Origin of the sequence: Gemmobacter sp. LW-1 (genome assembly GCF_001303875.1) — a bacterium.
Taxonomy (GTDB): Bacteria; Pseudomonadota; Alphaproteobacteria; order Rhodobacterales; family Rhodobacteraceae; genus Gemmobacter; species Gemmobacter caeni.
This window is the reverse complement of sequence record NZ_LJSC01000054.1, coordinates 76,867-101,168: the sequence shown is the minus strand read 5'-3', so window position 1 is coordinate 101,168 and position 24,302 is coordinate 76,867. Positions and strand designations below refer to the sequence as shown.

The following is a 24,302-nucleotide window of genomic DNA, read 5'->3' as shown; positions in this document are numbered from 1 at the left end:
TCAGCTTCGGGCCCGGCGCGCATGGGGATGGGCGGTTGCGTAAACCTCCATCAGCCGCGCGGCATCGACGCCGGTATAGGCCTGTGTCGTGGACAGCGAAGCATGGCCCAGCAATTCCTGAATAGCCCGCAGATCGCCGCCCGAGGCGAGCAGATGTGTGGCAAAGCTGTGACGCAACGCATGCGGTGTGGCGCTGGCGGGCAGGCCGAGGCGGTTGCGCGTGCGTTCCATCGCCGTCGCAATCAGGCGCGGGTTCAGTGCGCCGCCGCGCGTGCCGCGAAACAGCGGCTGATCTGCGGTCAGGTCGTAGGGGCAAAGGTCCGCATAGCGCGCCACGGCCGCGCGCGCAGCAGGCAGCACCGGCACCAGCCGCTGCTTGTTGCCCTTACCAGTGATGCGCAGCACCTCGGGCAGCGGATGGTCGGCGCCGGTCAGCCCCAGCGCCTCGGAAATCCGCAGGCCGCAGCCGTAAAGCAGCGTCACCACCGCCGTATCGCGCGCGGCAACCCAGGGCTCGCGTGCGTCGTCGCCCACGCTGTCCAGCACCTCGGCGGCGCCGTCGACCGACAGCGGGCGGGGAAGCTTCTTCTGGAAACGCGGCGCGCGGGCTTGCAGGATTGCGGTCGCATCCGCGCCCTGCCGGTCGGCCAGCCAGGCGGTGAATCCTTTCACGGCTGACAGGCTGCGCGCCAGTGACCGGGCCGAAACCCCGCGCCCGCGTTCATGCGCCATCCAGGCGCGCAGATCACCCACCGGCGCCGTGACCAGCGCCGTCAGCCCTTCGGTTCCGCCGCGATGATGGGCCAGAAAGGACAACCAGCCGCGCACATCCGCCGCATAGGCCGTCACGGTCTTGTCTGCCCGCCCGTCCAGCGCGCGCAGATGGGTCAGCCAGTCCTCCAGCGCCGCGCGCGCGGCCGGAGAGATGGCCAGTGTCGTCACGACAGCCAGCGGCGCATCGTCCGCTCGAACACCCCGGCGAAAAAGGCCAGCAGGTCAGTGCCGTGGGTGGGTTTGAAATGGTGCGGGTCTTCGCAGCCCATGACCAGAAGGCCGGGCAGGCGCCCCTTGCCGAAGTCGAGCTTCATCAGCGCTTCGGACCGGATCCAGCCCGCGGTTTCGCCGTAGATCATGTTGGAACTGGGTATGGTCTGGCGCAGGGTCACCGGGCGCAGGCTGACATTGCGACCACCCGAGACATATTCCGCCACGAAGCCGGGCTCGGCCACGAACAACACGTCGCCCAGACGGCGCAGAGCCGGATCGTCGGCCTCCTGCACCGATTCCAGCACGAGGCGGATACAGTCGACGCGAAGGGTCTGCGCCACCTCACCCGCGAGGCTTTTGAGGAAATCCTCGAAAGACAGCGGGTCGAGCATTTGCAGGATGGCGCGATGCACCTGATTGGTGCCGGCAAGGTTTTCATAGGCGGCGGCGATAACGGTGCGGTGGGTATCTTCCAGCCGCTCCAGCCGGTTTTCCAGCCGTTCCATGGCGATGCCACGCAGATCGACCACATTCGACCCCATCGCCCGATCCGTCGCCGCGATCAGGGCGCGCATCAGGTCGCGGTCTTCCAGAATGACTTCCGGCTTTTCCAGAATCCGGTCGCGGAGGTCCGGTTCGATCATGCTTTGACTGCCCGTTTGTTGGTTTTACGCGACTTTAGCAAATGCGCGGGGGCCTTGTCGCGCGAAAATGTGGCGAAAGGGAAAGCCGGGAAACAAAGATGCCGCCGTCCGGGCCGGGACGGCGGCATCCTTTTCGGCTCAGACGGTGCGGATCAGAGGATCTTCTGTCCGGTCTTGGCCCAGTCTTTCACGAACTGGTCCAGCCCCTTGTCGGTCAGCACATGGCTGGCCAGCCCCTTGATGACCGCGGGCGGCGCGGTCATCACATCGGCGCCGATCAGAGCGCATTGTGCGACATGATTGGCGGTGCGGATCGAGGCGGCGAGGATCTGGGTCTCGAACCCGTAATTGTCGTAGACGTCACGGATGTCCGAAATCAGCTCCAGCCCGTCGAGGTTGATATCGTCCAGACGGCCGATGAAAGGGCTGATGAAGGTGGCACCCGCCTTGGCGGCGATCAGCGCCTGATTGACGCTGAAGCACAGGGTCACGTTCACCATCTTGCCTTCGCCCGACAGCACCTTGCAGGCTTTCAGCCCGTCCCAGGTCAGCGGCACCTTGACGGTGATATTGGGCGCGATCTCGGCCAGCTTGCGGCCTTCGGCGATCATCTCGTCAGCGGTCAGCGACACGACTTCGGCCGAAACCGGGCCGGAAACGATGGAGCAGATTTCCTTCGTCACTTCCATGATGTCGCGGCCGGACTTCAGGATGATCGAGGGGTTGGTGGTCACGCCATCGACCATGCCAAGGTCGTTCAGCTCGGCAATGGCGGCCACGTCGGCGGAATCTACGAAGAATTTCATCCGGGATGTCCTCTCGGGGTTGCGGGCGCTCTCGCCGCCGTATTAGCCCAAAGGGACGGACGGGGAAAGAGAGGCGACAGGTGGATCGGGTCTTTGCGGCAGGGGAACGGGTCGGCGTGGCGCTGACCGAGCCTTTGGGCCGGGCCCTGACCGGCGTTCTGGACTATCGCGCCCCCGAAGGCGGCTGTGGCACCGGCGATTTCGTCGAGGTGCCGCTGGGCCCGCGCCGGATGCTGGGTGTGGTCTGGGGACCGGGGACCGGCGATTTCGACGCGGCGAAGCTGCGCGCCGTTTCCCGCGTGCTGGATGCGCGGCCGATGCGGGCGGAGCTGCGCAACTTCCTGAGCCGTGCCGCCGATTACACGCTGACCCCGTTGCCTGCGATGCTGCGCCTTGCCACCCGCGCACCGGGGCTGGGCGAGCCGCCGGGCCTGCGCCGGGTCTATCGTCTGTCCGGCCCCGCGCCCAACAAGCTGACCGACGCGCGGCTGCGGGTGATCGAGGCCTTGCGCGATTTCGGCGGCGCGTCGGTGACTCTGGGCGAATTGTGCGAGGCAGCGGCCTGTTCCTCGTCGGTCGTCAAGGGGCTGGTGAAGGCGGGTGTGGTGTCCGAGGACGAGGCGCCGCGCGATCTGCCCTTTCCCGACCTGAACCCCGCCGATGGTGTGACGCTTCAAGGGGATCAGGTCGCCGCCGCCGATGCGCTGGTCGCGGCGCTGGCGCAGGGCGGCTATGGCACGACGCTGCTGAAGGGCGTCACCGGATCGGGTAAGACCGAGGTCTATCTTGAGGCTGTGGCCGAATGTCTGCGGCAGGGGCGGCAGGCGCTGGTTCTTCTGCCGGAAATCGCGCTGACGGCGGAATTTCTGACGCGGGTCGAGGCGCGGTTTGGCGCGCGACCCGCCGAATGGCACTCCGGCGTGACCCAGACCGAACGCCGCCGGGTGTGGAAGATGGTATCCGAAGGTCGGGCGCAGATGGTGGTCGGCGCACGTTCCGCCCTGTTCCTGCCGTTCCAGCAGCTTGGTCTGATCGTGGTCGATGAGGAGCACGACACCTCGTATAAGCAAGAGGATGGCGTGCTTTACAATGCGCGCGACATGGCGGTGCTGCGGGCCTCGATCTGTGGGGCGCAGGTGGTTCTGGCCTCGGCCACGCCCAGCCTTGAAAGCTGGGTGAATGCCGAACAGGGCAAGTATACGCGGCTTGATCTTGGCGCGCGATACGGCACGGCCGAACTGCCCGAGATGCGGGCGATCGACATGCGGGGCGAACGGCTGGCCTCGAACCGCTGGATTTCCGACCCGCTGGCGCGGGCGGTGGAGGCGCGGCGCGCGGCGGGGGAACAGTCGCTTCTGTTCCTCAACCGGCGTGGCTATGCGCCAGTTACCATCTGCCGCGCCTGCGGGCATCAGGTGGGTTGCGATCATTGCGACGCGCGGATGGTGGAGCATCGCTTCCTCAAGCGGCTTGTCTGCCATCAATGCGGCGCGACGAAGCCTGTGCCCGAAGCCTGCCCCTCCTGCGGGGTAGAGGGTCGGATGGCGCCGGTAGGGCCGGGGGTGGAGCGGCTGGCCGAGGAGGTCGCCGAACGCTTCCCCGAGGCGAAGCTTGCGATCCTGTCGTCAGACCTGTTCGGTTCGGCGCGCGCGCTGAAACAGCGGATCGAGGAAATCGCAAGGGGCGAGGCCGAAATCGTCATCGGCACGCAGATCGTGGCCAAGGGCCACAACTTCCCGCTGCTGACGCTGGTCGGGGTCATTGACGCCGATCTGGGCTTGCAGGGATCGGACCTGCGCGCGGCGGAGCGGACGTTCCAGCTGATGCGGCAGGTCGCCGGGCGGGCAGGGCGGTCAGGCGACCGGCAGGGGCTGGCTCTGCTCCAGACCCACCAGCCTGAACATCCGGTGATCCGGTCAATCCTGGGCGGCGATGAAGAGGCGTTCTGGCGGGCCGAAAGCGCTGAGCGCCGCGCCTCGGGTGTTCCGCCCTGGGGACGGATGGCCGGGATCATCCTTTCAGGGCCGGAAGTGGCGCAGGTCTTTGATTTCGGGGCGGAACTTGCCCGCCGCGACGGCCCGCTGCGACGGATCGGGGCGCAGCTGTTCGGCCCCGCCCCGGCCCCCATCGCCCGCGTCCGCGGCCGCCACCGCGTCCGGCTGCTGATCAAGGCCGACAAACAGGCGCCGATTCAGGCTGCCGTTGCGGAATGGCTGGCGCAGCTTAAGCCGCCGAACAACCTGCGCATCGCGGTCGATATAGACCCGCAAAGCTTTTACTGATCCGCAGGCTTTCCGGGCTGCGGCGCAGAATTGTGCGGGCCACAATTCCGCACTCGCGCGGTGCCCGGCACAGGCGTAGAAAGGATGCCATGAAAATGCGCATCCTGCCCCTCGCCGAAGCCGGCCACCTGCCGCTGTGGCGGCAACCTGTTTCTCTGCTGTTCCTGATGGCCGTCGCCATGCCGCTGGCCTTTTCCACCTGGTCGGCGCTGCTGAATAACTTTGTCATCGAACGCGCAGGCTTCACCGGCGTCGAGATCGGCTGGCTGCATACGGTGCGCGAAATTCCCGGCCTGCTGGCCGTGGCCGTGCTGGCCATTCTGCTGCTGTTCCGGGAACAGTCGGTCGCGGGCTGGATGCTGATGCTGCTCGGCGTATCGACCGCCGTCACTGCATGGTTCCCCACCCTCGGTGGTATCATGATGATCACCTTCCTGTCGTCGGTGGGCTTCCACTATTTCGAGACGGTCAACCAGTCGCTGCAACTGCAATGGATCGACAAGGCCCGCGCACCCAAGGTGCTGGGCTGGATCGTGGCGACCGGCTCTGCCGCCTCGCTGGTCGCCTATGCGGCCATCATGCTGACGTGGAAAGCCTTGGGCCTGTCCTATAACAGCGTCTACCTCGCCTCGGGCGGGCTGTGCGCGCTGATTGCGGTGTTCTGCCTGATCGCCTATCCGCGTTTTGAGGCGCCGCATCCGCAGCGCAAATCAATCGTGCTGCGCCGCCGCTACTGGCTTTATTACGCGCTGCAATTCATGGCGGGCGCGCGGCGGCAGATTTTCGTGGTGTTCGCGGCCTTCATGATGGTCGAGAAATTCGGCTTCGGGGTCGAGAAAATCACCGCGCTCATGCTGATCAACTTCATTGCCAATATGGCGCTGGCGCCGCTGATCGGGCGCTTCATCGCCCGCTTCGGCGAACAGAAATCCATGCTGGTGGAATATGCGGGCCTGTTCTGCGTGTTCATCCTGTACGGCGGGCTCTACTGGTTCGACTGGGGGCTTTGGCTGGCCGCTGTGCTTTACGTTGTTGATCACCTGTTCTTCGCCATGTCCTTCGCGCAGAAGACCTATTTCCAGAAGATCGGCGATCCGGCGGATATGGCGCCGACGGCGGCTGTGGCCTTTACCATCAACCACATCGCGGCGGTCTTCCTGCCGGCGCTTCTGGGCTATCTGTGGGTGACCTCGCCGGGCGCGGTGTTCGGTCTGGCCGCCGGCATGGCCGCGACCTCGTTCATCCTCTCGCTGCTGGTGCCGCGCCATCCCTCGCCGGGGAATGAAACGCGGCTTGGGGGCGGCACGGACTGGGCGCAGGCGGCGGCCTGAGCCATCACTCTCGCGCGACGGTGCTGGCGTCAGGCCTTTGCTTACCTATATTCTGACCTTCAGACAGGAGGCGCCGATGCTGAACATGTTCAAGGCCGACAAGATGAAGATGGTGAGCCCTGCCGATGCCCTGCCGGGCCGGGCAGAGCCGATCCCGACTGCTGAGACGCATTTCCTCAGCGGTCTGCCGCTGAATGCCGATGTGCCCGAAGGCTTTGCCGAAGCGATGTTCGGCATGGGGTGCTTCTGGGGCGTCGAGCGCAAGTTCTGGCAGGTGCCAGGCGTCTGGCTGACCATGGTGGGCTATGCGGGCGGCTACACACCAAATCCGACCTACAAGGAAACCTGCACCCAGCTGACCGGCCATAACGAGGTGGTGCGGGTGATCTTCGATCTGGCTAAGGTGTCGTACGATGATCTGCTGAAGGTTTTCTGGGAAAACCACGACCCGACGCAGGGGATGCGGCAGGGCAATGACATCGGGTCCACCTACCGCTCGGGGATCTATCCTTATACCGAAGCGCAGGCCGAGGCGGCACGGGCGTCGATGGCAGCCTATCAACAGGCGCTGACCGAGTCCGGGCGCGGCCGGATCACCACCGAAATCCTGCCCGCGCCAACCTTCTACTTCGCCGAGGATTACCACCAGCAATATCTGGCGAAGAACCCGGATGGCTATTGCGGACTCGGCGGCACGGGCGTGAGTTGCCCCATTGGCCTTGGCATCCGGGCCTGACCGCAGTTTGGCGGCGCCCCGAGGGTTTGCTTGTGTCGAGACCGCGCCCGCGCCGCCGCCCGGCCTGCCGCCTTTGGCAGCCGCGCCCCCGCCGGATCGGGGTTCAGGCCGGAAAGCGGCAATGAGTATTTGGACAAAGAGCAATATGGTCCTGCTTCTTGCCCGAAATACTCCGGGGGGCCGGGGGCTGGCCCCCGGCAGGTCGGGCCAGGTGCCAGCGCCGCTTGACCCTTGAGCCGCCGGGGTCTATCGCGGCGCGAGCCTGCCTTGAGAGGAGCCGCGCGATGCCGACCTATTCCGCCCTCACGACGTTGATGGGAGAAGATGCTGCCGAGGCCCTGGCCGAGGCGGTCGAGAAGCTTGACCCGGCGCCGGTCGGCATCGGTGTCTTTGAGATCGAGGATGACTCGGGGCTTTGGGAAGTCGGGGCCTATTTCACCGAGAAGCCCAACGAGGTGATGCTGGAAGTTCTGGCGCTGGCTTTCGAGGCGCGGCCCTTCGCGCTGTCGGAGTTGCCGGAAATCGACTGGGTCGCTCATGTGCGGCGCGAACTGGCGCCGGTCGAGGCGGGGCGCTTCTTTGTTTATGGCAGCCATGATGCCGACAAGGTGCCCGCGGATCGGGTCGCGCTGCAGATCGAGGCGACAGTGGCCTTCGGCACCGGCCATCACGGCACAACGCTTGGTTGTCTGCGGGCTTTCGACCGGTTGTTCGACGCCGGGTTCCGGCCTGCAAAGGTTGCCGACATCGGCTGCGGCACGGCTGTCCTGGCGCTGGCCGCGGCGTCTGTTTTGCCCGAGGCGCTGATTCTGGCCTCCGACATCGACCGGGTGGCGGTGGATGTGGCTGAGGCGAACGTGGCGATCAACGGGCTGGAAGGCCGGGTAGAATGTCTGGAAGCGGCAGGGTTTGCCCAGCCACGGCTCGCAGAGGCCGCGCCTTTCGACCTGATTTTTGCCAATATCCTGAAAGGTCCGCTGATCGAACTGGCGCCGGATATGGCGGCCCATGCCGCCAGCGGAGGAATCGCGATTCTGTCTGGTCTGCTGGTGGTACAGGCGGAGGCGGTGACGGCGGCCTATCTGGCGGCCGGATTCACCCTGGAGCAGCGTGAGGACATCGGGGAATGGTCGACTCTGGTGTTAAAAAAAGGCTGAAACGGGGCGGGGCGCGGGTATCTGCCGCAATATTGCCACATTTTGGCCCTAAGTAGGACGCTCGGTGGGGGCCGTATCGTGGAGTATGTGTGGTATGGCCGAACAGGATTTGGGCGATTTTTATGCCCGTGTCGCGCGTGTCGAAAAAGCGCGCGCCAAAGGTTATGGCTTTGAGGCGGATGGAACGCTCGGCCGGTCCCATTATCAGCGTCCGAGATCACGGCGTCGGCGTGTGCTTGGCCCTCTGCTTATCGTTGGGCTTTGCGTCCTTGGCCTGAAGGGTGCGATGCATCATCAGATCGGCGACGCTTCCTTTCAGGACCGGGTTGTGGCGATGCAGGCCTCGCAGGGGTTTGAGCGTCTGGGCGGTTTCCTGATGCAGGCTGATCCCGTGACACTGTGGATCTCGGCCCAACTCGACAAATATCTTTGAAAGCGACGGGGGCCGGGGCACCCGGTTTCCGGCGGTCAAATACCAAAAAGGCCGCGTCCGTAAGGAGCGGCCTTCGGCATAGCAGCGGGCGCGTCGCGCCCGATCCGGCGACGGATATCAGTGGCCCAGTTTGGAGCCGATCTGATAGATGTCGCCGCGGCACAGCCCGATATCGTCAAGCTCGCGGTCCGACAGCTTGGCCAGTTCATTGCGCGTCACGCGGGCGTCGTTCCAGTCGGCGACGGCGGCGAAAATGTTGCTCAGGAACTGCACGAAGCGGTAGGTGGAGATGGCGCCAAAGGGCGCCGTACGGGTCGTCTCATAAGCGGCCATGGCGGTGTTCCTCGTTTCAAAACTGCCTAGATCGAAGGCATCCGTGCCTTCGAGGCGTCAAATAATCTTGCTGCAGGTGCAAAGCAAGCGAAGCAAAGGCATGGCCCACATGCAGAAACCGCATGGCTCGGCCGCTGCGGTGGACAGGGTTCTGGCAGTGCTTTGCGAGGGCCGCTGGCGATCGTCGCCTTCATCGGCCGGATAGTCGCAAATATGCGAAATTCATACCCCGGCCTGCGCCGGATGCAAGCCCGAATTGATCTTGGCGGATGTTCTTCTTTCGTGCTAGTTTGGGGAAAATGCAGAACAAAAAGGCGCGGGCATGCGGGTATTGGGCATTGATCCGGGGTTGCGGAACCTCGGGTGGGGCGTGATCGAGGTTTCCGGCACGCGAATCGCCCATATCGCAAACGGGATTTGCCATTCCACACCTGGAACGGGTGACGGGGATCTGGCACAGCGGCTTTGCAGCCTGCATGCTCAGTTGACCGAGGTGCTGCATACGCATGCGCCTGATACGGCGGCTGTGGAACATACCTTCGTCAACAAGGATGCGGTGGCCACGCTGAAGCTGGGGCAGGCACGGGGGATCGCCCTGCTGGTGCCGGCGCAATTCGGCCTGACGGTGGGTGAGTATGCGCCCAATGCCGTAAAGAAGACCGTGGTGGGTGTGGGGCATGCTGCGAAGGTTCAGGTGGATCACATGGTGCGGCTGCATCTGCCGGGGGTGAAGATCGCCGGTCCTGATGCGGCGGATGCACTTGCGATTGCCATTTGCCATGCGCATCACTGTCAGTCGAGCGGCCGGCTGGAGGCTGCATTGCGGAGGGCGGCGGGATGATCGGCAGGATTGCGGGCCGGATCGAGTGGCGCGGTGCCGATCATGTGCTGATCGACGTGCGCGGCGTGGGGTATATCGTCCATGTCAGCGACCGTACTCTGGCGGCGCTGCCCGGCGTGGGGGAGGCCTGCGCCCTTTATACCGAACTTCTGGTGCGCGAGGATCTGCTGCAACTCTTCGGCTTTCCGACCATGCTGGAAAAAGAATGGCATCGCCTGCTGACCACCGTGCAGGGGGTCGGCGCCAAGGCTGCCATGGCGATTCTGGGCACACTGGGGGCCGAGGGGACAGCGCGGGCGATCACCCTGGGTGATGCCCGTGCCATTCAGGCGGCACCCGGCATCGGCCCGAAAATCGCGCAGCGCGTGGTGCTGGAGCTGAAATCCAAGGCCCCGGCGATCATGGCCCAGGGCAGCAGCCTGATGGCAGAGGCCGTCGTGACGGAAGACGAGGCGCTACCCGCGCCCGCTGTCAAGGCGAAGCCCGCCCGCAGTGCCCCGGTCCGGCCTGCCGTCACCCGCGCGGCTCATAGTGCGGATGCCCTGTCGGCCTTGCTGAACCTCGGCTATGGCCAGGCCGATGCGGCGCAGGCCGTGGCCACGGTCTCGGGAGAGGCGCCCGAGGCTGATACTGCCGAGCTGATCCGCCGGGCGCTGAAGCTCCTCATGCCAAAAAACTGAGCCATTCAAGGGCTCTGACCTGCTTTTGATGTTCGGCAGCGAACAGACCATGTTCGCAGGCACTGAATTGTGCACAGAAGGCGGGCCGGGCAGTTTCTGCGCATGCAGCATGTGCTGCCCGACCTTGCAAACAGACGGAGTTCCCGATGATCCGCCTTTCCACCCTGTCGCTTCTGGCCGCGCTGACCGCTGCCCCCGCCATGGCCGCGCCCGAGGCCTATGTGCTTGACCCCTCGCACAGCCAGATCGTGTTCAGCTACAACCACCTTGGTTTCTCGACCACGACGGGCATGTTCTCGGGCTTCGACGGGAATATCAGCTTTGATGCCGAAGATCCGGCAGCCTCCAGCGTCGAAGTGTCCTTCCCCGTCCGCACCATGCTGACCGGCTGGCAGGAACGCTTTGACCATTTCATGTCGCCCGATTTCTTCAACGCGGCTGACGACAGCGCGCTGGTCACCTTCAAATCCACCGGCATCGAGGTGACGGGCGAGAAAACCGCCAAGATCACCGGCGACCTGACGCTGAACGGCGTGACCAAATCGGTGGTTCTGGATGCGGCGCTGACCCAGGCGGGCGAGCATCCGATGGCTAAGAAACCGTGGATGGGCTTCACCGGCACCACTACGCTGAAGCGCACCGATTTCAACCTCGGCATGTTCGCGCCCTATGTCGGGGACGATGTGACCGTGGAAATCTCGATCGAGGCGATGAAGGCGGAATGACGCCTGAGGGGGTGGGCCTTGTCCGCCCCTTTCCTTCGCCCCATATCGCTGGGCGCGGAGGTGTTCGATGAACGGTTATTTCAAGACGGCCCTGTTGATGGCGGCGATGACCGCCCTGTTCATGGGTCTTGGCGGCCTCATCGGCGGATCGTCCGGCGCGCTGATCGCGTTGGTCTTTGCCGGTGGCATGAACCTGTTTACCTGGTGGAACAGCGACAAAGCGGTACTGTCGATGACAGGCGCACGCGAAGTCGATGCCCGGAGCGCGCCGGATTTCGTGGCGCTGGTGCATGATCTGGCCGATGGCGCGGGGATGCCGCGCCCTAGGGTGTTCATCATCGACACAGACCAGCCCAATGCCTTCGCCACCGGCCGCAACCCGGAAAATGCTGCCGTGGCCGCGACCACGGGGCTGTTGCGGCGGCTCGACCGGCAGGAAATCGCGGCGGTCATGGCGCATGAACTTGCGCACATCCGCAACCGTGACACGCTGATCATGACCGTGACCGCCACCATGGCCGGGGCGATTTCGATGCTGGCCAATTTCGCCTTCTTCTTTGGCGGCAGTCGTGATCGCGAGGGCGGTGGTGGGCTGATTGGCGGGATTCTGGTGATGATCCTCGCGCCGTTGATGGCCGGTCTGGTGCAGATGGCGATTTCACGCTCGCGCGAATACGAGGCCGACCGGATTGGCGCAGAAATCTGCGGCCATCCCATGTGGCTGGCCTCGGCCCTGCGCAAGATCGAGGCTTTCGCCAAGGGGATCGACAATCCCCGGGCCGAGGCGAATCCGGCGCTGGCGCATATGTTCATCATCAACCCGCTGCACGCCCATGCGCGCGACGCGCTGTTTTCCACCCATCCGAACACGGAAAACCGGGTGGCGGCCTTGATGGCACTGGCGGGACAGAGGGGGACGGCGGCGCCGGTGCAGGCGACCCGCGCCTCGTCGATCCCGCGCAGCGGGCGACGCGGCCCCTGGGCCTGAGGCGCGGCCAATCCGCTTGCCAAATCACCGCCGTTCGGGGATTGTTCCGGGCATGACCCAGCCCGATCCCGCCCTTCGCCCCGACCGCCTGCCCGAGGACGCCGACCGCGCCCTGCGCCCGCAGGTGCTGGATGATTTCGTGGGGCAAGCCGAGGCGCGGGCGAACCTGCGCATCTTCATCGAAAGCGCGCGGATGCGGGGCGAGGCGATGGATCATACGCTGTTCCATGGCCCGCCCGGTCTGGGCAAGACCACGCTGGCGCAGATCATGGCGCGCGAGTTGGGGGTGGGGTTCCGCATGACCTCTGGCCCCGTGCTGGCGAAACCCGGCGATCTGGCGGCGATCCTGACCAATCTGGAACCGCGCGACGTGCTGTTCATCGACGAGATTCACCGCCTTTCCCCCGTGGTGGAAGAGGTGTTGTATCCGGCGATGGAGGATTTCGCGCTGGATCTGGTGATCGGCGAGGGGCCGGCGGCGCGGACGGTGCGGATTGACCTGCAACCCTTCACGCTGGTGGGCGCAACGACGCGGCTGGGCCTTTTGACCACGCCTTTGCGCGACCGTTTCGGTATCCCGACCCGGCTGCAATTCTACACCGAGGATGAGCTTGACCATATCGTCACCCGCGGCGCCCGTCTGCTGGGGGTCGAACCGCTGGCCGAGGGCACGCGCGAGATTGCACGTCGTGCGCGCGGCACGCCCCGGATCGCCGGGCGTCTGTTGCGTCGGGTGGTGGATTTCGTGACGGTCGAAGGCGACGGGCGGCTGACCCGCGCCATTGCCGACCGGGCGCTGACCCGGATGGGGGTCGATAACCTTGGCCTCGACGGCGCAGACCGCCGTTACATGCTGCTTTTGGCCGAGAACTACGGCGGTGGCCCCGTGGGAGTGGAGACTATTGCCGCCGCCCTGTCGGAAAGCCGTGATGCCATCGAGGAGGTCATCGAGCCTTACCTGCTGCAACAGGGGCTGATCCAGCGCACGCCGCGCGGGCGAATGCTGGCGGCAAAGGCATGGCGCCACATCGGTCTCGCCCCGCCGCAACCGCAGCAGGCAGCGCAAGGCGGGCTGTTCGACCTTTAATCCAGCCCCAGCAATGCGGGCAGTTCGGCCATGGCTCGGAAGATCACCGCGCCTTCGGCTGCCAGCGCGGCACCATCCCCCTGCGGGGTAAATCCCATGCAGCGCATCCCGGCGGCGCGGGCCGCCCGCGCGCCGGTCGGGCTGTCCTCTACCACCACGCAGGCGACGGGATCAGCGCCAACCGCCTGAGCGGCGTGCAGGTAAAGATCGGGTGCGGGCTTGATCATCTTCAGGTCGATGCCGGAAAACATCCGCCCTTCCAGCCGTGCGGCCAGCGCCGGATGCTGACCGATGGTAATGCCCATCTTGCGCCCGGTTCCGTTCGAGCCGATGGCATAGGGCACCCCTGCCGTATCCAGCCGGTCCAGCACGTCCAGAATACCGGGGATGAGCGGCGTGCCTTCGGCCAGCCGGGCGTAAAGCCGTTCATAGAAATCTGCCGCCCAGCCCGGCGGGATATCGGCGCCCATCCCGGCGGCGCGCAGGCCCACTTTTTCAACGGTGCCGCCCAGAAACAGCCGCTCCATCTCGGCATGGGTCAGCGGCAGGCCACGCGCGGCCAGATCTTCGGCCAGCATGTCGAAAGTGGGGCCTTCGCTGTCCACCACCACGCCATCGCAATCGAACAGAACCGCCGCCGGGATCATGCCGCCCTCAGAAGCGTGATGACCGTATCGCCATAGGCGCGCTGGTCGATCTGTTCGAATCCGGCGGGGGCAAGCGGTGCGGCGCTTTCTTCCCAGACGACAACAGCGCCGGGGGCCAGCCAGCCACCCGCCACGCAGGAAGCCAGCGCCTGTTCGCCCAGACCTTTGCCATAGGGCGGGTCAAGAAAGACCAGAGTATAGCCTGCGCCCCGGTTCGGCCCCATGCGCGTTGCATCGCGGCGCCAGACATCGGTCTGGCCCATGGCGCGCATCAGCTCGATATTCCGACGCAGCAACGCGCGCGCGGCGGTGCCGTCATCGACGAAGGCAACGCGGGCCGCCCCACGGCTGAGCGCCTCAAGCCCCAGAGCGCCGGTTCCCGCGAACAGGTCCAGCACCCGTGCGCGTGTCACAGGATCGCCCGTTTGTGCGATGCGGCCGTTGACCAGCAGGTTGAAGATGGATTCCCGCACGCGGTCGGTGGTGGGACGCAGATGCGCCGCCGCGTCGCCCGCGCCCACCTCGGCCAGCTTCAGCCCCCGGAACGTGCCGCCGATGATCCTCATGCCTTCAGAAGCACCTTCAGGTCGGGCGTATCCAACACAGCCTCCGGCGCGGGGCTGCGACCCATCTCGATCAGCCGCTTGCCGACCATATAGGCCCGCGCGTCGTTCATCGCATCCACCGCCAGCAGCGTGTCGCCCGCATAATACCAGAAGCTGACCGCAGCACCTTCGCCCTTGCGGGTGACGATGTGGTCATAGCCGGTATTGAGCCCGGCAATCTGCAATTTGCAGTCATATTGATCCGACCAGAACCAGGGCTTCGCCACATAGGGCTGCCCGGCACCCAGCATGTTGGCGGCCACGGCCTCTGCCTGATCAATGGCATTGCCCACCGATTCCAGACGCAGCCGCCCCGTCCCATGCGGGAAAGAGGCGCAATCGCCCGCCGACCAGATGTGCGGCTGGCTTGTCAGACCCAGCGCATCGGTGCGGATGCCATTTTCGATGGCGCAGCCTGCCGCCTCGGCCAGCGTAGTGACCGGCAGGATGCCGACGCCGGCGATGACGAAATCACAGGGCAGTTCGCTGCCATCGGCCAGATGTGCGGCGGTCACGCGGGTTTCGCCTGCCAGCCGCGCAAGACCCACGCCCTCGCGGATCGTGACGCCATGCGTGCCGTGCAGGGCGCGGAAATAATCTGCGGTTTCGGGCGCGGCGACGCGTTGCAGGATGCGCGGCGCGGCCTCGATCACCGTGACATTCAGGCCCAGCTTCGCGGCCACCGCCGCGGCCTCCAGCCCGATATAGCCCCCACCGACGATGACGACCCGGCGGCCGGGCTGAAACTCGGCCCGCATCGCATCGACATCGGCGAGCGTGCGCACGGTATAGACCCCCGCCAGATCACCGCCGAACGCGGCGGGCAGGCGACGCGGCACCGATCCGGTCGTCAGCGCGAGCTCATCGTAGGAGAGGTGCTCACCGCCGACGGTCAGGGTGCGGGCGCTTGCGTCGATGGCGGTTACAGCTTCGCCCAGCCGCAGGGTGATGCGGTTGTCGGCATAGAAATCGGCGCTGCGCAGCCAGAGCCGTTCCTCCTCCATCTCGCCCAGCAGATAGGCCTTGGACAGTGGCGGGCGCTGGTAGGGCGGGGCGGTTTCCTCGCCGATCAGCGTGATGTCGCCCTGAAACCCCAGCGCACGCAGCTTTGCCACCAGAGCGGCCCCGGCCTGACCGGCCCCCACCACCACGAAATGCGCCATCCCGTCTTCCTCCACTGCCGCCTCTGGCCCTGTCTTACGGCGGACCCTATATCTGGCGCTATCGGTAACGCAACGCGCGAGGGACGTGAAATGACGATTTCTGAAGGAAGCCGCCTGCCGGATGCCACTTTGCTGGCCATGGGTGCCAACGGGCCCGAGCAGGTAGAGCTTGGGTCGAAGCTCAAGGGTCGCAAGGTCGTGATTTTCGGCCTGCCGGGAGCCTATACCGGCGTCTGCACCACCGCGCATGTGCCGAGCTTCATCCGCACCAAGGGCAAGTTCGCCGCCAAGGGCGTGGACGAGATCATCTGTGTTTCGGTCAATGATCCCTTCGTGATGAAGGCCTGGGCAGATGCGACCGGCGCGGCCGAAGCCGGGCTGACCTTTCTGGGCGATGCGGATTCCAGCTTCACCAAGGCCATCGGTCTGAACTTCACTGCGCCGCCCGCGGGTCTGATCGACCGTTCGAAGCGCTATGCGCTTTACGCCGAGGATGGCGTGGTCAAGGTGCTGCATCTGGAAGAAAGCCCCGGCGTCTGCGAAGCCTCGGGCGGCGAGTCGCTGCTGGCGGCGATCTGAGCCTCTCGGTCCGGCCCTTTCGGTTCGGACGGGGTCAGCCCTGTCCGGGCCGGGTTTCGCACAGGCAGGCGGTGCGGCTGGTGTGGTCATGTTCCACTGCCGCCGCACCCGCCAGCTTGTCTATCCGGTTGGCAAGCTTCACATCCAGATCGGACAGGCCGCCGCAATCATGCGTGGTCAGCGTCACATCCACGATGTTGAAGGCGTTGAACCATTCCGGGTGATGGTTCAGACGTTCCGCCGCCAGTGCCGCGCGGGACATGAAGCCCCAGGCTTCGGAAAACCCCTTGAACCGCCAGATCTTGCGGATCGCATCGCGCCCCGGCACCGGCTGCCAGCCGGTTTCCATCAGTGGCGGCAGTGCGGTAGCGCGGGCGTCTTCGGACAGCGGTGGCGTGCTCATGCTTTTTGCTCCATCAACGCATCATCTGCGGCCTGTGCGCGTTTCGCGGCAGGGCGGTCCGCGATACGATCCCAATAGGCGCGGAACGCCGGGCGGTCTGGCAGGGTGCCAAAGCGCAGGCCCCAGCCGATCTGCGACCCCAGATAGACATCCACCGCCGAAAAGCTGTCGCCCGCGAAATAGGGCGCCTCGGCCAGCCGGTGTTCCAGCGCGGTGACCACATCCTGCAGCGAGCCATATCCGGCGGTGCGCTGGCGTTCGGGCGGCACGACGAAGCCAAGCGCCGTATTGGTGACGGCCTGTTCCACCGGACCCGCGCCAAAGAACATCCAGCGGTAGAAGGCGGCACGGTCAGCGGGCATCAGCCCGGCTTCGGGGAAGGCATCGGCCAGATAGGTGCAGATCGCCGCGCATTCGGTAATCACCCGGCCGTCATGGACCACCGTCGGCACCTTGCCCATCGGGTTGATTGCCAGATAGTCGCGTGCCTTCATCGTGGTGCCATAGTTCAGCACCGTTACCGTATAGGGCTGGCCGGTCTCTTCCAGCATCCAGCGGGCAATTCTGCCACGCGACATCGGATTGGTGTAAAGCGTCAGAGCGGTCATGGCGGTGTCCTTCGGTCAGTCATCCTGCGCGGGTCCGCGGCGGAAGGGGCCATAGGCGGTCAGCACCTCGATCTCTTCATCCACGGCGGCGCGTTCCCGATCAAGGTAGTCCGCCACAGCGCGGGCGAAAGCGGGATCGGCGATCCAGTGCAGCGAATGCGTCTCTGCCGGCAGATATCCGCGCGCCAGCTTGTGTTCGCCCTGTGCCCCGGCCTCCACCCGGTCCAGCCCCTGTGCAATCGCCCAGTCGATCGCCCGATGGTAGCACAGTTCGAAATGCAGACAGGGGTAATCCTCCACGCAGCCCCAGTAACGGCCATAAAGCGCGCTGCGTCCAATGAAGTTCAGCGCCCCGGCCACCGGGCGGCTGCCGTCGAAAGCCAGCACCAGCAGTACATCATCACGCATGGTCTGCTGGATGCGATCAAAGAAATTGCGGGTCAGGTAAGGGCGGCCCCATTTGCGGCTGCCGGTGTCCTGATAGAAGGCCCAGAAAGCGTCCCAGTGTTCGGCGCGCAGCGCATCGCCGGTCAGGTTTTCAATGCGCAACCCGTGGGAATTGGCCATGGCGCGTTCCTTGCGCAGCGCCTTGCGCTTGCGCGAGGCCAGGGTGGCCAGAAAATCCTCGTAGCTGGAATAACCGTCATTCTGCCAGTGGAATTGCTGGGTCAGGCGCGGCATCAGCCCCATGGCGGCGCCGGTTTCCGCCTCGGCTTCGGTGCAAAAAGTGGCGTGCAGCGAGGAGAGCCCGTTCTGTTGCGCCACCCGGGTCGCGCCCTCGATCAGCGCCGCCATGCCTGCGACCTCCTCACCCGGCAGGGTCAGAAAGCGCCGCCCCGTGGCAGGGGTGAAGGGCACCGCGATCTGGAGCTTGGGGTAATACCGCCCGCCCGCGCGTTCGTATGCCTCGGCCCAGCCATGATCGAAGATATATTCGCCCTGGCTGTGGGATTTGACGTATAGCGGGGCGGCGGCGATCATCTGCGCTCCACGATGCACCAGCAGCGGCCGGGCCAGCCAGCCGGTGCCGGGGCCGGTGGACCCCGATGCCTCCAGCGCCAGCAGGAAGCGATGTGTGGTGAACGGATCGTCCGGGCGCCCCGTGCCGGGCGCGGCCAGCGCGTCCCAGTCAGCAGCCGGGACGGCGGCGATGCTTTCGGCCAGAGTGACGGTCAGGTCGGACACGCGGCCCCTCGATCATGGTTACGCACAGCAGATGCGGCGCGGCGCGCGCCGGTCAAGCCTTCGCGGCCAGATATCCCTCGAAGGTGATGTTGTCGGCGATTTTGCGGGCTGTCGCCTCGGCCTCGGGCGACCGGATGGTCCAGCACAGGATCGCGGCGCCCTGTGCCTTCAGCTCTGCGACGCGCGGGCGGGGCAGATCAGCGGCCTCGTGGCTGATGAAACTGGCGCCGGTGCGATCATAATCGGGGATCTCGCGCAGCCGGTCGCACAGTACGGGGGACAGGGGGGCATAGGACACCGGGTCATAGCTGCCTGTCGTCAAACCGCGCGGCAGATCGGGACAGAGCCGGGCCATTTCGGCCACGCTGTCAGGGTTGAAAGACATCAGCGCCACCGGCCCGTCATAGCCCGCCAGTGCAGCAGCCGTCGCCTGTTCCAACGGTCCGATGCGGCCTATGGGGGACAGCATCTGGTCCTTGATCTCGATCAGCAGCGGCACCTTGCCGGCAACCAGAGCCAGAACCCCGGCCAGTGTCGGCACCGTTTCATCGGTGCCGAGCAGGGTCATCGCACCCAGTTCCGCCGCCGTATGATCCGCCGCCCAGCCCGGCCGCCCGGTCAGGCGGGGCAGATCCTCGTCATGGAATACCATGGCCACACAATCGGACGACAGTTGCAGGTCGATCTCGATGGCATAGCCCGCATCCATCGCGGCCCGAATGGCCGCAAGGCTGTTTTCCGGCCGGCCAGCCGCGCGGTCGTGCAGGGCGCGATGCGCGACGGGCTGGTGCAAAAAGGCGGTGGGCAGCGGAATGCGGGTCATTTCAGTTCGAAGATCGCGTCGATCTCGACGGCGACACCCAGCGGCAGCGCCGGGGCCGAAACGGCAGCGCGGGCGTGACGCCCGGCATCCCCCAGCACCGCAACCATGAAGTCGGAAGCGCCGTTGATGACCTTGGGCTGGTCGGTGAAGTCAGGGGTGGAGTTGACAAAGCCCCCCAGTTTCACCAGCCGCTTGATGCGCGACAGATCACCGTCACAGGCTTTCCTGGCCTGGGCGAGCAGCGAGATGGCACAGGCGCGCGCGGCGGCGGCGCCCTGTTCCACGGTGAAATCGGCACCCAGCTTGCCCCTGATCGGGCCATTGGCATCGGCGCTGACCTGACCTGAGACATGCAGCAGGTTCCCCGTCAGCACGAAGCCGACGTAATTGGCAACCGGCGCGGGCGCGTCGGGCAGGGTGACGCCGAGTTCGGCAAGACGGGCTTCGATGGTCATGGGAACCTCCTGTTCTGTCGCGGCGGAGGCTAGCGCCAAGCGAAAGGGGCGGCAAGTGCCGCCCCCGTCCTGTTCCGGTGTTTCCGCGACCTCAGGTCTCGCGGAAGGCGCGGTTGAAGTAGTCGGTAAAGGGTTTCAGCAGATAGGCCAGCGGCGTCTGGTCATGGGTGCGGATGAACGCCTCGACCGGCATGCCGGGCAGCAGCGTCAGCCCCTTCAGTTTTTCAATCTCGCCCGGTTCCAGCACGATTTCGGCCCGGTAATAGCTGGCCTGACTGCGCTGGTCGGTCAGGGCATCTGCCGAAACCAGCGCGATGCGGCCCGTCAGTTCCGGCGTGGTACGCGAGTTGAAGGCCGAGAAATGCAGCCGGGCTTCCTGCCCGGCATAGACCTGGTCGATGTGGATGGGTGAAACCTGTGCGGCGATGACCAGCGGGCGGTCCTGCGGGATCAGGTAAAGCACCGGATCGGCCGGACGGATGACCGAGCGCGGCGTGGTGACCTGTAGGCCCAGCACGACCCCCGACACCGGCGCACGAATCTCCAGCCGGGCGATGCGTTCAGTCAGGGCGCGGCGGCGTTCGGCCAGTTCCAGTTCCTGATAGCCGATGTCGCGCAGCTGGCTGTTCGCCTCTTCCCGCCGTGAGGCGCTGAGACGCAGCATCTCCAGCTCGATCTCAGACACGCTTTCGCCCGCCTGCGCCTTTGAGGCCTCAAGCTCTCCCACCTGACCGCGCAGACGTGCCTCCTCGCGTTGCAGCGCCAGCACGCGGCTGGATTGCGCCAGTCCCTTTTCCAGCAGCGACTGCTGGTCGGCCAGTTCCTTCTGGATCAGTTCCAGCTGGGTTCCCAGCGCATCGGATTGTGCAGCGATGCCGGTGATCTGGCTTTGCACCTGCGCGCGGCGTTCGGCCAGCTGGCCGATCTGCTTGGACAGCGTATCGGCGCGGGCGTCGAACAGGTGGACCTGACCGTCCATCTGCTCTTTCACCTCGTCCTTGGTCTCGGCTGCCGCGATCAGTTCGGGCGCGAAGGTGATGGTGGTCTGGTCGTCGCGTTCGGCGGTCAGCCGGGCGCGGCGGGCCATGATTTCGTAAAGCTGGTTCTCGACGATAGTCAGTTCCGAACGCAGCACCGTGCCATCAAGCTTCAGCAGCAGGTCGCCCGCCTGCACGCTGTCGCCATCAGTGACGGCGATGGTTTCAACCACCCCGCCATCCGGGTGCTGCACCACCTGGCGATGGTTCTCGACCTCGATCTGGCCATGCGCCACCACGGCACCGGCGATGTTGGTCGTCACGCTCCAGACGCCGAAGCCGCCGAACAGGACGGCAAAGGCCGCGAGGCCCAGCACGACATAGCGGCGCGGCGACCAGGCATTTGCCGCGTCTTTCGGCAGGGCAGGGGGCCGGGCCGGGCGTGGCTCTGCCACCGCCGTGGCGCGCGGCGCGGCGGGAAGCGGGTTCTCCGGCTTGCCCTCGTTACCGGCGGGGGTTTTGGGTTCGCTCATGTCACGCCTCCGGGGCCGGCATTCTTGACGATTTCAGTGTGGTTCTTGACCATGTCGCGCAGCACCTGATCGCGCGGCCCGAAGGCGCGGCGGGTGCCATCCTCCATCACCAGCAGGAGTTCGCATTCCTGAATGGCGGCGGGGCGGTGGGCCATGATGAGAATGGCGCAACCGGCATCCTTCATCGAGCGGATCGCGGCATTGAGCGCCACCGACCCCTCGTTGTCGAGGTTGGAATTCGGCTCGTCCAGCACCACGATGACCGGGTCGCCATACATGGCGCGGGCCAGACCGATCCGCTGGATCTGACCGCCCGACAACCGCCCGCCAAGGGCCGACACGCGGGTGTCATAGCCTTCGGGCAGCTTGACGATCATGTCATGGGCGGCGGCCTTGCGTGCCGCTTCGACCACCTTCAGCCCGTCGGGGTTACCCTGAAGGCGGGCGATGTTTTCCGCAATCGTGCCGTCGAACAGGGTTACGCGCTGCGGCAGATAGCCGATGTAGCTGCCCAGCGTGTCGGGATCGTATTGATCCAGCGCTGCGCCATCCAGCCGCACCTTGCCGCCCGCCGGTTTCCACGCGCCGATCAGTGCGCGGGCCAGCGTGGATTTGCCCGAGCCGGACGGCCCGATCACCCCCAGCGCCTGGCCGGGCTGAAGCTGGAAATTCACCATGCGCAGCGTGGCGAAGCTTTCGCCCGGCGGTACGACGGTCAGGTTCTGCGCCTCCAGATTGGCCCGGGGCCGCGGAAGCTGGGTGCGCGGCGGCTCGACCGGCACGCGGGTGAACAGTTCGGCCAGGCGGTTCCAGCCCTCCTGCGCCCGCTGGACGACGGCCCATTGACCAATGGCCACCTCGATGGGCGACAGCGCACGGCCCATCAGGATGGACCCGGCAATCATTGCCCCGGCGGACAATTCGCCCTTCAGCACCAGCCAGGCACCGAGGCCGAGCATGGCCGATTGAAGGAACAGGCGGAATGTCTTGGTCAGGACCGAGAAGGTGCCGCCCAGATCGGCGGCGGATATGGTTTGCGCCAGAGCGGTGGCGCGTGCCTTCTGCCAGCGGTCAAAGCCAGCCTTCTGCATCCCCAGCGCCTGCACCACCTCGGCCTCGGCCTTGAGGTTGTCGGCCATGCGTTCGGCCACGATGGTGGCGCTGTTGGCGCGGTTCAGCGGCGTCTTGGTCATCCGCTGGTTCAGGATGGTCACGAAGATCAGCAGGATACCGCCGATGATGGCCAGCCAGCCCATATAGGAATGGAAGACGAAGATCGCGGCGATGAACAGGGGCGTCCACGGAATGTCGAACACCGCGAGCAGGACCGGCGAGGTCCAGAGCCGCTGCACCGCCTCCAGGTCACGCTGGGCGGCAGTGGCGGCGGGGTCGTTCGGCGCCACCTGCGAGCGGCGCAGCGCAGCTTCGAACACACGGCGGTCCAGCCGGGCCTGAAAGGCCGCGCCGACCCGTGCCATGATGCGGCCGCGCGCGTGATCCAGCACACCCATCATGATGAAAAGAAAGATAACCAGCGCCGAAAGCGCGACCAGCGTCGGCTCGGACCGGCTGCCCAGCACACGGTCATAGACCTGAAGCATGTAAAGCGGTCCGGTCAGCATCAGCAGGTTGACCACGACGCTGAACAGGAACACCGCGAGGATGACGCCGTAGGATTCGCGTCTTGCGGCCCTGAGTTCGGCTAGACCCGGTGCGACATTCACCGAAAGCTCTGGTCGGCTCATTATTGCCTACTCCTTTCGCATCGGCCGTCGGAGCCGCTGCCAAATCATTTTGCGTCACCTGTGCGCCACGCTTTGCGGTTGTCAATGCATGGCGTGCGGCTTATCCCTTGCCTTCTGGCCCGGAAGACTGTCCTTCGGGGCGCTGAATGGACGCGACACTAGGCTTATGGTGATGGTTTTTCCATTGAATTCTCGTATCCGGCGCAATTCGGCGATCCGCCTTGGCCTGACCGGACTCACGGCGGCGATTCTGTCTGCCTGCGCCGCGCCGCCGCCGCCTGCCGAACCCTACGACCCCTATGAAAAGACCAACCGGGCCTTTCATTCGGTCAATCTCGGGCTCGACAAGGCGCTGGTCCGGCCATCGTCCAAAGCCTATGGCGCGATCATTCCGGCGCCGGTCAAGACAGGGGTGTCGAACTTCGCCTCTAACCTCGATCTGCCCGGGGATGCGGTGAACGGCGCGCTTCAGGGCAACCCGGAACGCTTTGTCACCAATGTGTTGCGCTTCGCGGTCAACTCCACCATCGGGATCGGCGGGCTGTTCGATCCGGCGGGCGCGATGGGGGTGCATCAGAGCAAGACCGATTTCGGTGAAACCCTGCATGTCTGGGGCGTGGGCGAAGGCGCCTATGTCGAACTGCCGGGCATTGGGCCGAGCACGGTGCGCGATACCGTCGGAACGGCGGTCGATGTGGTGGCCAATCCGGTGCGTCTGGTCCTGCCGACGCCCGAAAGCTATTACGCCACGGTGGCCAAGGTCGGTTCAAAACTTGGTGATCGCGACCGCTATTCCGAAACCATCGACTCGGTCCTATATGATAGCGCCGACAGCTATGCGCAGGCACGGCTGCTCTATCTTCAGAACCGCCGGTTCGAGCTTGGTCAGAAGGCCGAAGATGGTGGTGACAGTTTCATCGACCCTTACGAGGAGTGACATGGCTCATCCCGTTCTGAACCGCCGCGCCTTTGCCGCCACCGCACTGGCAGGTGCCGCACTGGTCGCCGTGCCCGGAGCCGCGCTGGCGCTGGATCTCAACTCGGCGCGGGCGCTGATCGACCGGGCGATTGCCGATGTGAACAAGGTGATCAACTCGGGCAAGCCCGAAGCCGCGATGTTCAAGGATTTCGAGGCGATCTTCGCCCGTTACGCCGATGTGAATGCCATTGCCCGTTCGGCACTTGGCCCGGCCGCGCGGTCGGCCAGCCCGGCCCAGATGAAGGCCTTCACCCGCGCCTATCAGGGCTATATCGGCCGCAAATATGGCCGCCGCTTCCGCGAGTTCATCGGGGGCACCATTGAAGTGGTCGATGCGAAACCGCTGAAAAGCTATTTCGAGGTCATTTCGGTTGCGCGTCTGCGCGGTGAGGCGCCGTTTGACCTGCGCTGGCATGTGTCGAACAAATCCGGCAAGGATCTGTTCTTCAACATCATCATCGAGGGTGTGAACATGCTTGCCTCCGAGCGTGAGGAAATCGGCGCCATGCTGAAAAAGCGCAAGGGCGATATCGACGGGCTGATCGGCGATCTGCAAGCGGCCTGACGCCT

General features: G+C 65.4%; 27 protein-coding genes. 13 read left to right on the top strand and 14 right to left on the bottom strand.

From position 1 onward, the window contains the following. The 3 genes from AO684_RS16780 to fsa form a co-directional block, all read right to left on the bottom strand. Positions 1-951 carry a tyrosine recombinase XerC gene (locus AO684_RS16780; RefSeq protein WP_369814612.1) on the bottom strand — a complete coding sequence of 317 codons (951 nt, stop codon included), beginning with the start codon at positions 949-951 and terminating at the stop codon, positions 1-3. Continuing rightward, positions 939-1,631 (bottom strand): DUF484 family protein, encoded by a 693-nt coding sequence (locus AO684_RS16775; protein ID WP_054303876.1) that lies wholly within the window; start codon positions 1,629-1,631, stop codon positions 939-941. The genes AO684_RS16780 and AO684_RS16775 overlap by 13 nt, the downstream gene beginning before the upstream one ends. A gap of 152 nt (positions 1,632-1,783) precedes the next feature. Further along, positions 1,784-2,437: a fructose-6-phosphate aldolase gene (fsa, locus tag AO684_RS16770; protein WP_054303875.1), complete on the bottom strand. Its 654-nt coding sequence runs from the start codon at positions 2,435-2,437 to the stop codon at positions 1,784-1,786. An 80-nt stretch (positions 2,438-2,517) separates the two neighbouring features. Here fsa and AO684_RS16765 point away from each other — a divergent pair, with 80 nt between their 5' ends. The 5 genes from AO684_RS16765 to AO684_RS16745 all read left to right on the top strand — a co-directional run bounded on the left by AO684_RS16765 (position 2,518) and on the right by AO684_RS16745 (position 8,376). Then, positions 2,518-4,719, top strand: a complete 2,202-nt coding sequence (locus AO684_RS16765; protein ID WP_054303874.1) for a primosomal protein N' — start codon at positions 2,518-2,520, stop codon at positions 4,717-4,719. Positions 4,720-4,808: 89 nt separating this feature from the next. Beyond that, the gene (locus AO684_RS16760) at positions 4,809-6,050 is read left to right on the top strand and encodes an MFS transporter (protein ID WP_082401070.1); all 1,242 of its coding nucleotides are present in this window, start codon (positions 4,809-4,811) and stop codon (positions 6,048-6,050) included. 76 nt (positions 6,051-6,126) lie between these two features. After that, a complete protein-coding gene (gene msrA, locus AO684_RS16755) occupies positions 6,127-6,786 on the top strand; it encodes a peptide-methionine (S)-S-oxide reductase MsrA (RefSeq protein ID WP_161806025.1) in 660 nt (219 codons plus the stop codon). Between the two features lie 284 nt (positions 6,787-7,070). Then, positions 7,071-7,943 (top strand): 50S ribosomal protein L11 methyltransferase, encoded by an 873-nt coding sequence (locus tag AO684_RS16750; protein ID WP_054303873.1) that lies wholly within the window; start codon positions 7,071-7,073, stop codon positions 7,941-7,943. Between the two features lie 94 nt (positions 7,944-8,037). Then, positions 8,038-8,376, top strand: coding sequence for a hypothetical protein (locus tag AO684_RS16745; protein ID WP_054303872.1), 339 nt, complete (start codon positions 8,038-8,040; stop codon positions 8,374-8,376). Between the two features lie 117 nt (positions 8,377-8,493). On the opposite strand, the gene AO684_RS16740 is transcribed toward AO684_RS16745, so the two are convergent. Next, a complete protein-coding gene (locus AO684_RS16740) occupies positions 8,494-8,709 on the bottom strand; it encodes a DUF1127 domain-containing protein (protein WP_054303871.1) in 216 nt (71 codons plus the stop codon). A gap of 322 nt (positions 8,710-9,031) precedes the next feature. Between AO684_RS16740 and ruvC the strand changes: the two genes are divergently transcribed. From ruvC to ruvB, 5 genes are all read left to right on the top strand, one after another. After that, on the top strand, positions 9,032-9,550 hold the full coding sequence (gene ruvC / locus AO684_RS16735; protein WP_054303870.1) for a crossover junction endodeoxyribonuclease RuvC: 519 nt from the start codon (positions 9,032-9,034) through the stop codon (positions 9,548-9,550). Beyond that, positions 9,547-10,230, top strand: a complete 684-nt coding sequence (gene ruvA, locus AO684_RS16730) for a Holliday junction branch migration protein RuvA (RefSeq protein WP_054303869.1) — start codon at positions 9,547-9,549, stop codon at positions 10,228-10,230. The genes ruvC and ruvA overlap by 4 nt, the downstream gene beginning before the upstream one ends. Before the next feature lie 146 nt (positions 10,231-10,376). Continuing rightward, complete coding sequence (locus AO684_RS16725) at positions 10,377-10,955, top strand: YceI family protein (RefSeq protein ID WP_054303868.1); 579 nt, start codon at positions 10,377-10,379, stop codon at positions 10,953-10,955. Positions 10,956-11,022: 67 nt separating this feature from the next. After that, entirely contained in the window at positions 11,023-11,943 is a 921-nt protein-coding gene (htpX, locus tag AO684_RS16720) for a zinc metalloprotease HtpX (RefSeq protein WP_054303867.1), read from the top strand. A gap of 52 nt (positions 11,944-11,995) precedes the next feature. Continuing rightward, positions 11,996-13,030: a Holliday junction branch migration DNA helicase RuvB gene (gene ruvB, locus AO684_RS16715; protein ID WP_054303866.1), complete on the top strand. Its 1,035-nt coding sequence runs from the start codon at positions 11,996-11,998 to the stop codon at positions 13,028-13,030. Here the strand turns inward: ruvB and AO684_RS16710 are convergent. The 3 genes from AO684_RS16710 to AO684_RS16700 are packed head-to-tail and all read right to left on the bottom strand — an operon-like array spanning position 13,027 to position 15,445. Next, positions 13,027-13,674 carry an HAD family phosphatase gene (locus AO684_RS16710; RefSeq protein ID WP_152968456.1) on the bottom strand — a complete coding sequence of 216 codons (648 nt, stop codon included), beginning with the start codon at positions 13,672-13,674 and terminating at the stop codon, positions 13,027-13,029. The two genes, ruvB and AO684_RS16710, sit on opposite strands and share 4 nt — an antisense overlap. Then, a complete protein-coding gene (gene rsmD, locus AO684_RS16705) occupies positions 13,674-14,243 on the bottom strand; it encodes a 16S rRNA (guanine(966)-N(2))-methyltransferase RsmD (protein ID WP_054303864.1) in 570 nt (189 codons plus the stop codon). The genes AO684_RS16710 and rsmD overlap by 1 nt, the downstream gene beginning before the upstream one ends. Further along, entirely contained in the window at positions 14,240-15,445 is a 1,206-nt protein-coding gene (locus AO684_RS16700; protein WP_054303863.1) for an NAD(P)/FAD-dependent oxidoreductase, read from the bottom strand. The genes rsmD and AO684_RS16700 overlap by 4 nt, the downstream gene beginning before the upstream one ends. 90 nt (positions 15,446-15,535) lie before the next feature. Here AO684_RS16700 and AO684_RS16695 point away from each other — a divergent pair, with 90 nt between their 5' ends. After that, entirely contained in the window at positions 15,536-16,024 is a 489-nt protein-coding gene (locus AO684_RS16695; RefSeq protein WP_054303862.1) for a peroxiredoxin, read from the top strand. Positions 16,025-16,058: 34 nt separating this feature from the next. Here the strand turns inward: AO684_RS16695 and AO684_RS16690 are convergent, their stop codons facing one another. From AO684_RS16690 to AO684_RS16660, 7 genes are all read right to left on the bottom strand, one after another. After that, the gene (locus AO684_RS16690) at positions 16,059-16,427 is read right to left on the bottom strand and encodes a 4a-hydroxytetrahydrobiopterin dehydratase (protein WP_082401068.1); all 369 of its coding nucleotides are present in this window, start codon (positions 16,425-16,427) and stop codon (positions 16,059-16,061) included. Beyond that, a complete protein-coding gene (locus AO684_RS16685; protein WP_054303861.1) occupies positions 16,424-17,035 on the bottom strand; it encodes a glutathione S-transferase family protein in 612 nt (203 codons plus the stop codon). The genes AO684_RS16690 and AO684_RS16685 overlap by 4 nt, the downstream gene beginning before the upstream one ends. A gap of 15 nt (positions 17,036-17,050) precedes the next feature. Beyond that, positions 17,051-18,220 (bottom strand): GNAT family N-acetyltransferase, encoded by a 1,170-nt coding sequence (locus tag AO684_RS16680; RefSeq protein WP_054303860.1) that lies wholly within the window; start codon positions 18,218-18,220, stop codon positions 17,051-17,053. A 52-nt stretch (positions 18,221-18,272) separates the two neighbouring features. Beyond that, a complete protein-coding gene (locus AO684_RS16675; protein WP_054303859.1) occupies positions 18,273-19,043 on the bottom strand; it encodes a glycerophosphodiester phosphodiesterase family protein in 771 nt (256 codons plus the stop codon). After that, positions 19,040-19,498 (bottom strand): RidA family protein, encoded by a 459-nt coding sequence (locus tag AO684_RS16670; protein ID WP_054303858.1) that lies wholly within the window; start codon positions 19,496-19,498, stop codon positions 19,040-19,042. The genes AO684_RS16675 and AO684_RS16670 overlap by 4 nt, the downstream gene beginning before the upstream one ends. A gap of 91 nt (positions 19,499-19,589) precedes the next feature. Beyond that, positions 19,590-21,008 carry an HlyD family type I secretion periplasmic adaptor subunit gene (locus AO684_RS16665; protein WP_082401066.1) on the bottom strand — a complete coding sequence of 473 codons (1,419 nt, stop codon included), beginning with the start codon at positions 21,006-21,008 and terminating at the stop codon, positions 19,590-19,592. Then, positions 21,005-22,753, bottom strand: coding sequence for a type I secretion system permease/ATPase (locus tag AO684_RS16660; RefSeq protein WP_054303857.1), 1,749 nt, complete (start codon positions 22,751-22,753; stop codon positions 21,005-21,007). Before AO684_RS16660 ends, AO684_RS16665 begins: the two co-directional genes overlap by 4 nt. Positions 22,754-22,925: 172 nt before the next feature. On the opposite strand from AO684_RS16660, the gene AO684_RS16655 reads away from it, so the two are divergent. Beyond that, positions 22,926-23,690: a VacJ family lipoprotein gene (locus tag AO684_RS16655; RefSeq protein WP_054303943.1), complete on the top strand. Its 765-nt coding sequence runs from the start codon at positions 22,926-22,928 to the stop codon at positions 23,688-23,690. Position 23,691: 1 nt separating this feature from the next. Continuing rightward, a complete protein-coding gene (locus tag AO684_RS16650; protein WP_054303856.1) occupies positions 23,692-24,297 on the top strand; it encodes a phospholipid-binding protein MlaC in 606 nt (201 codons plus the stop codon). Positions 24,298-24,302: the final 5 nt, after the last annotated feature.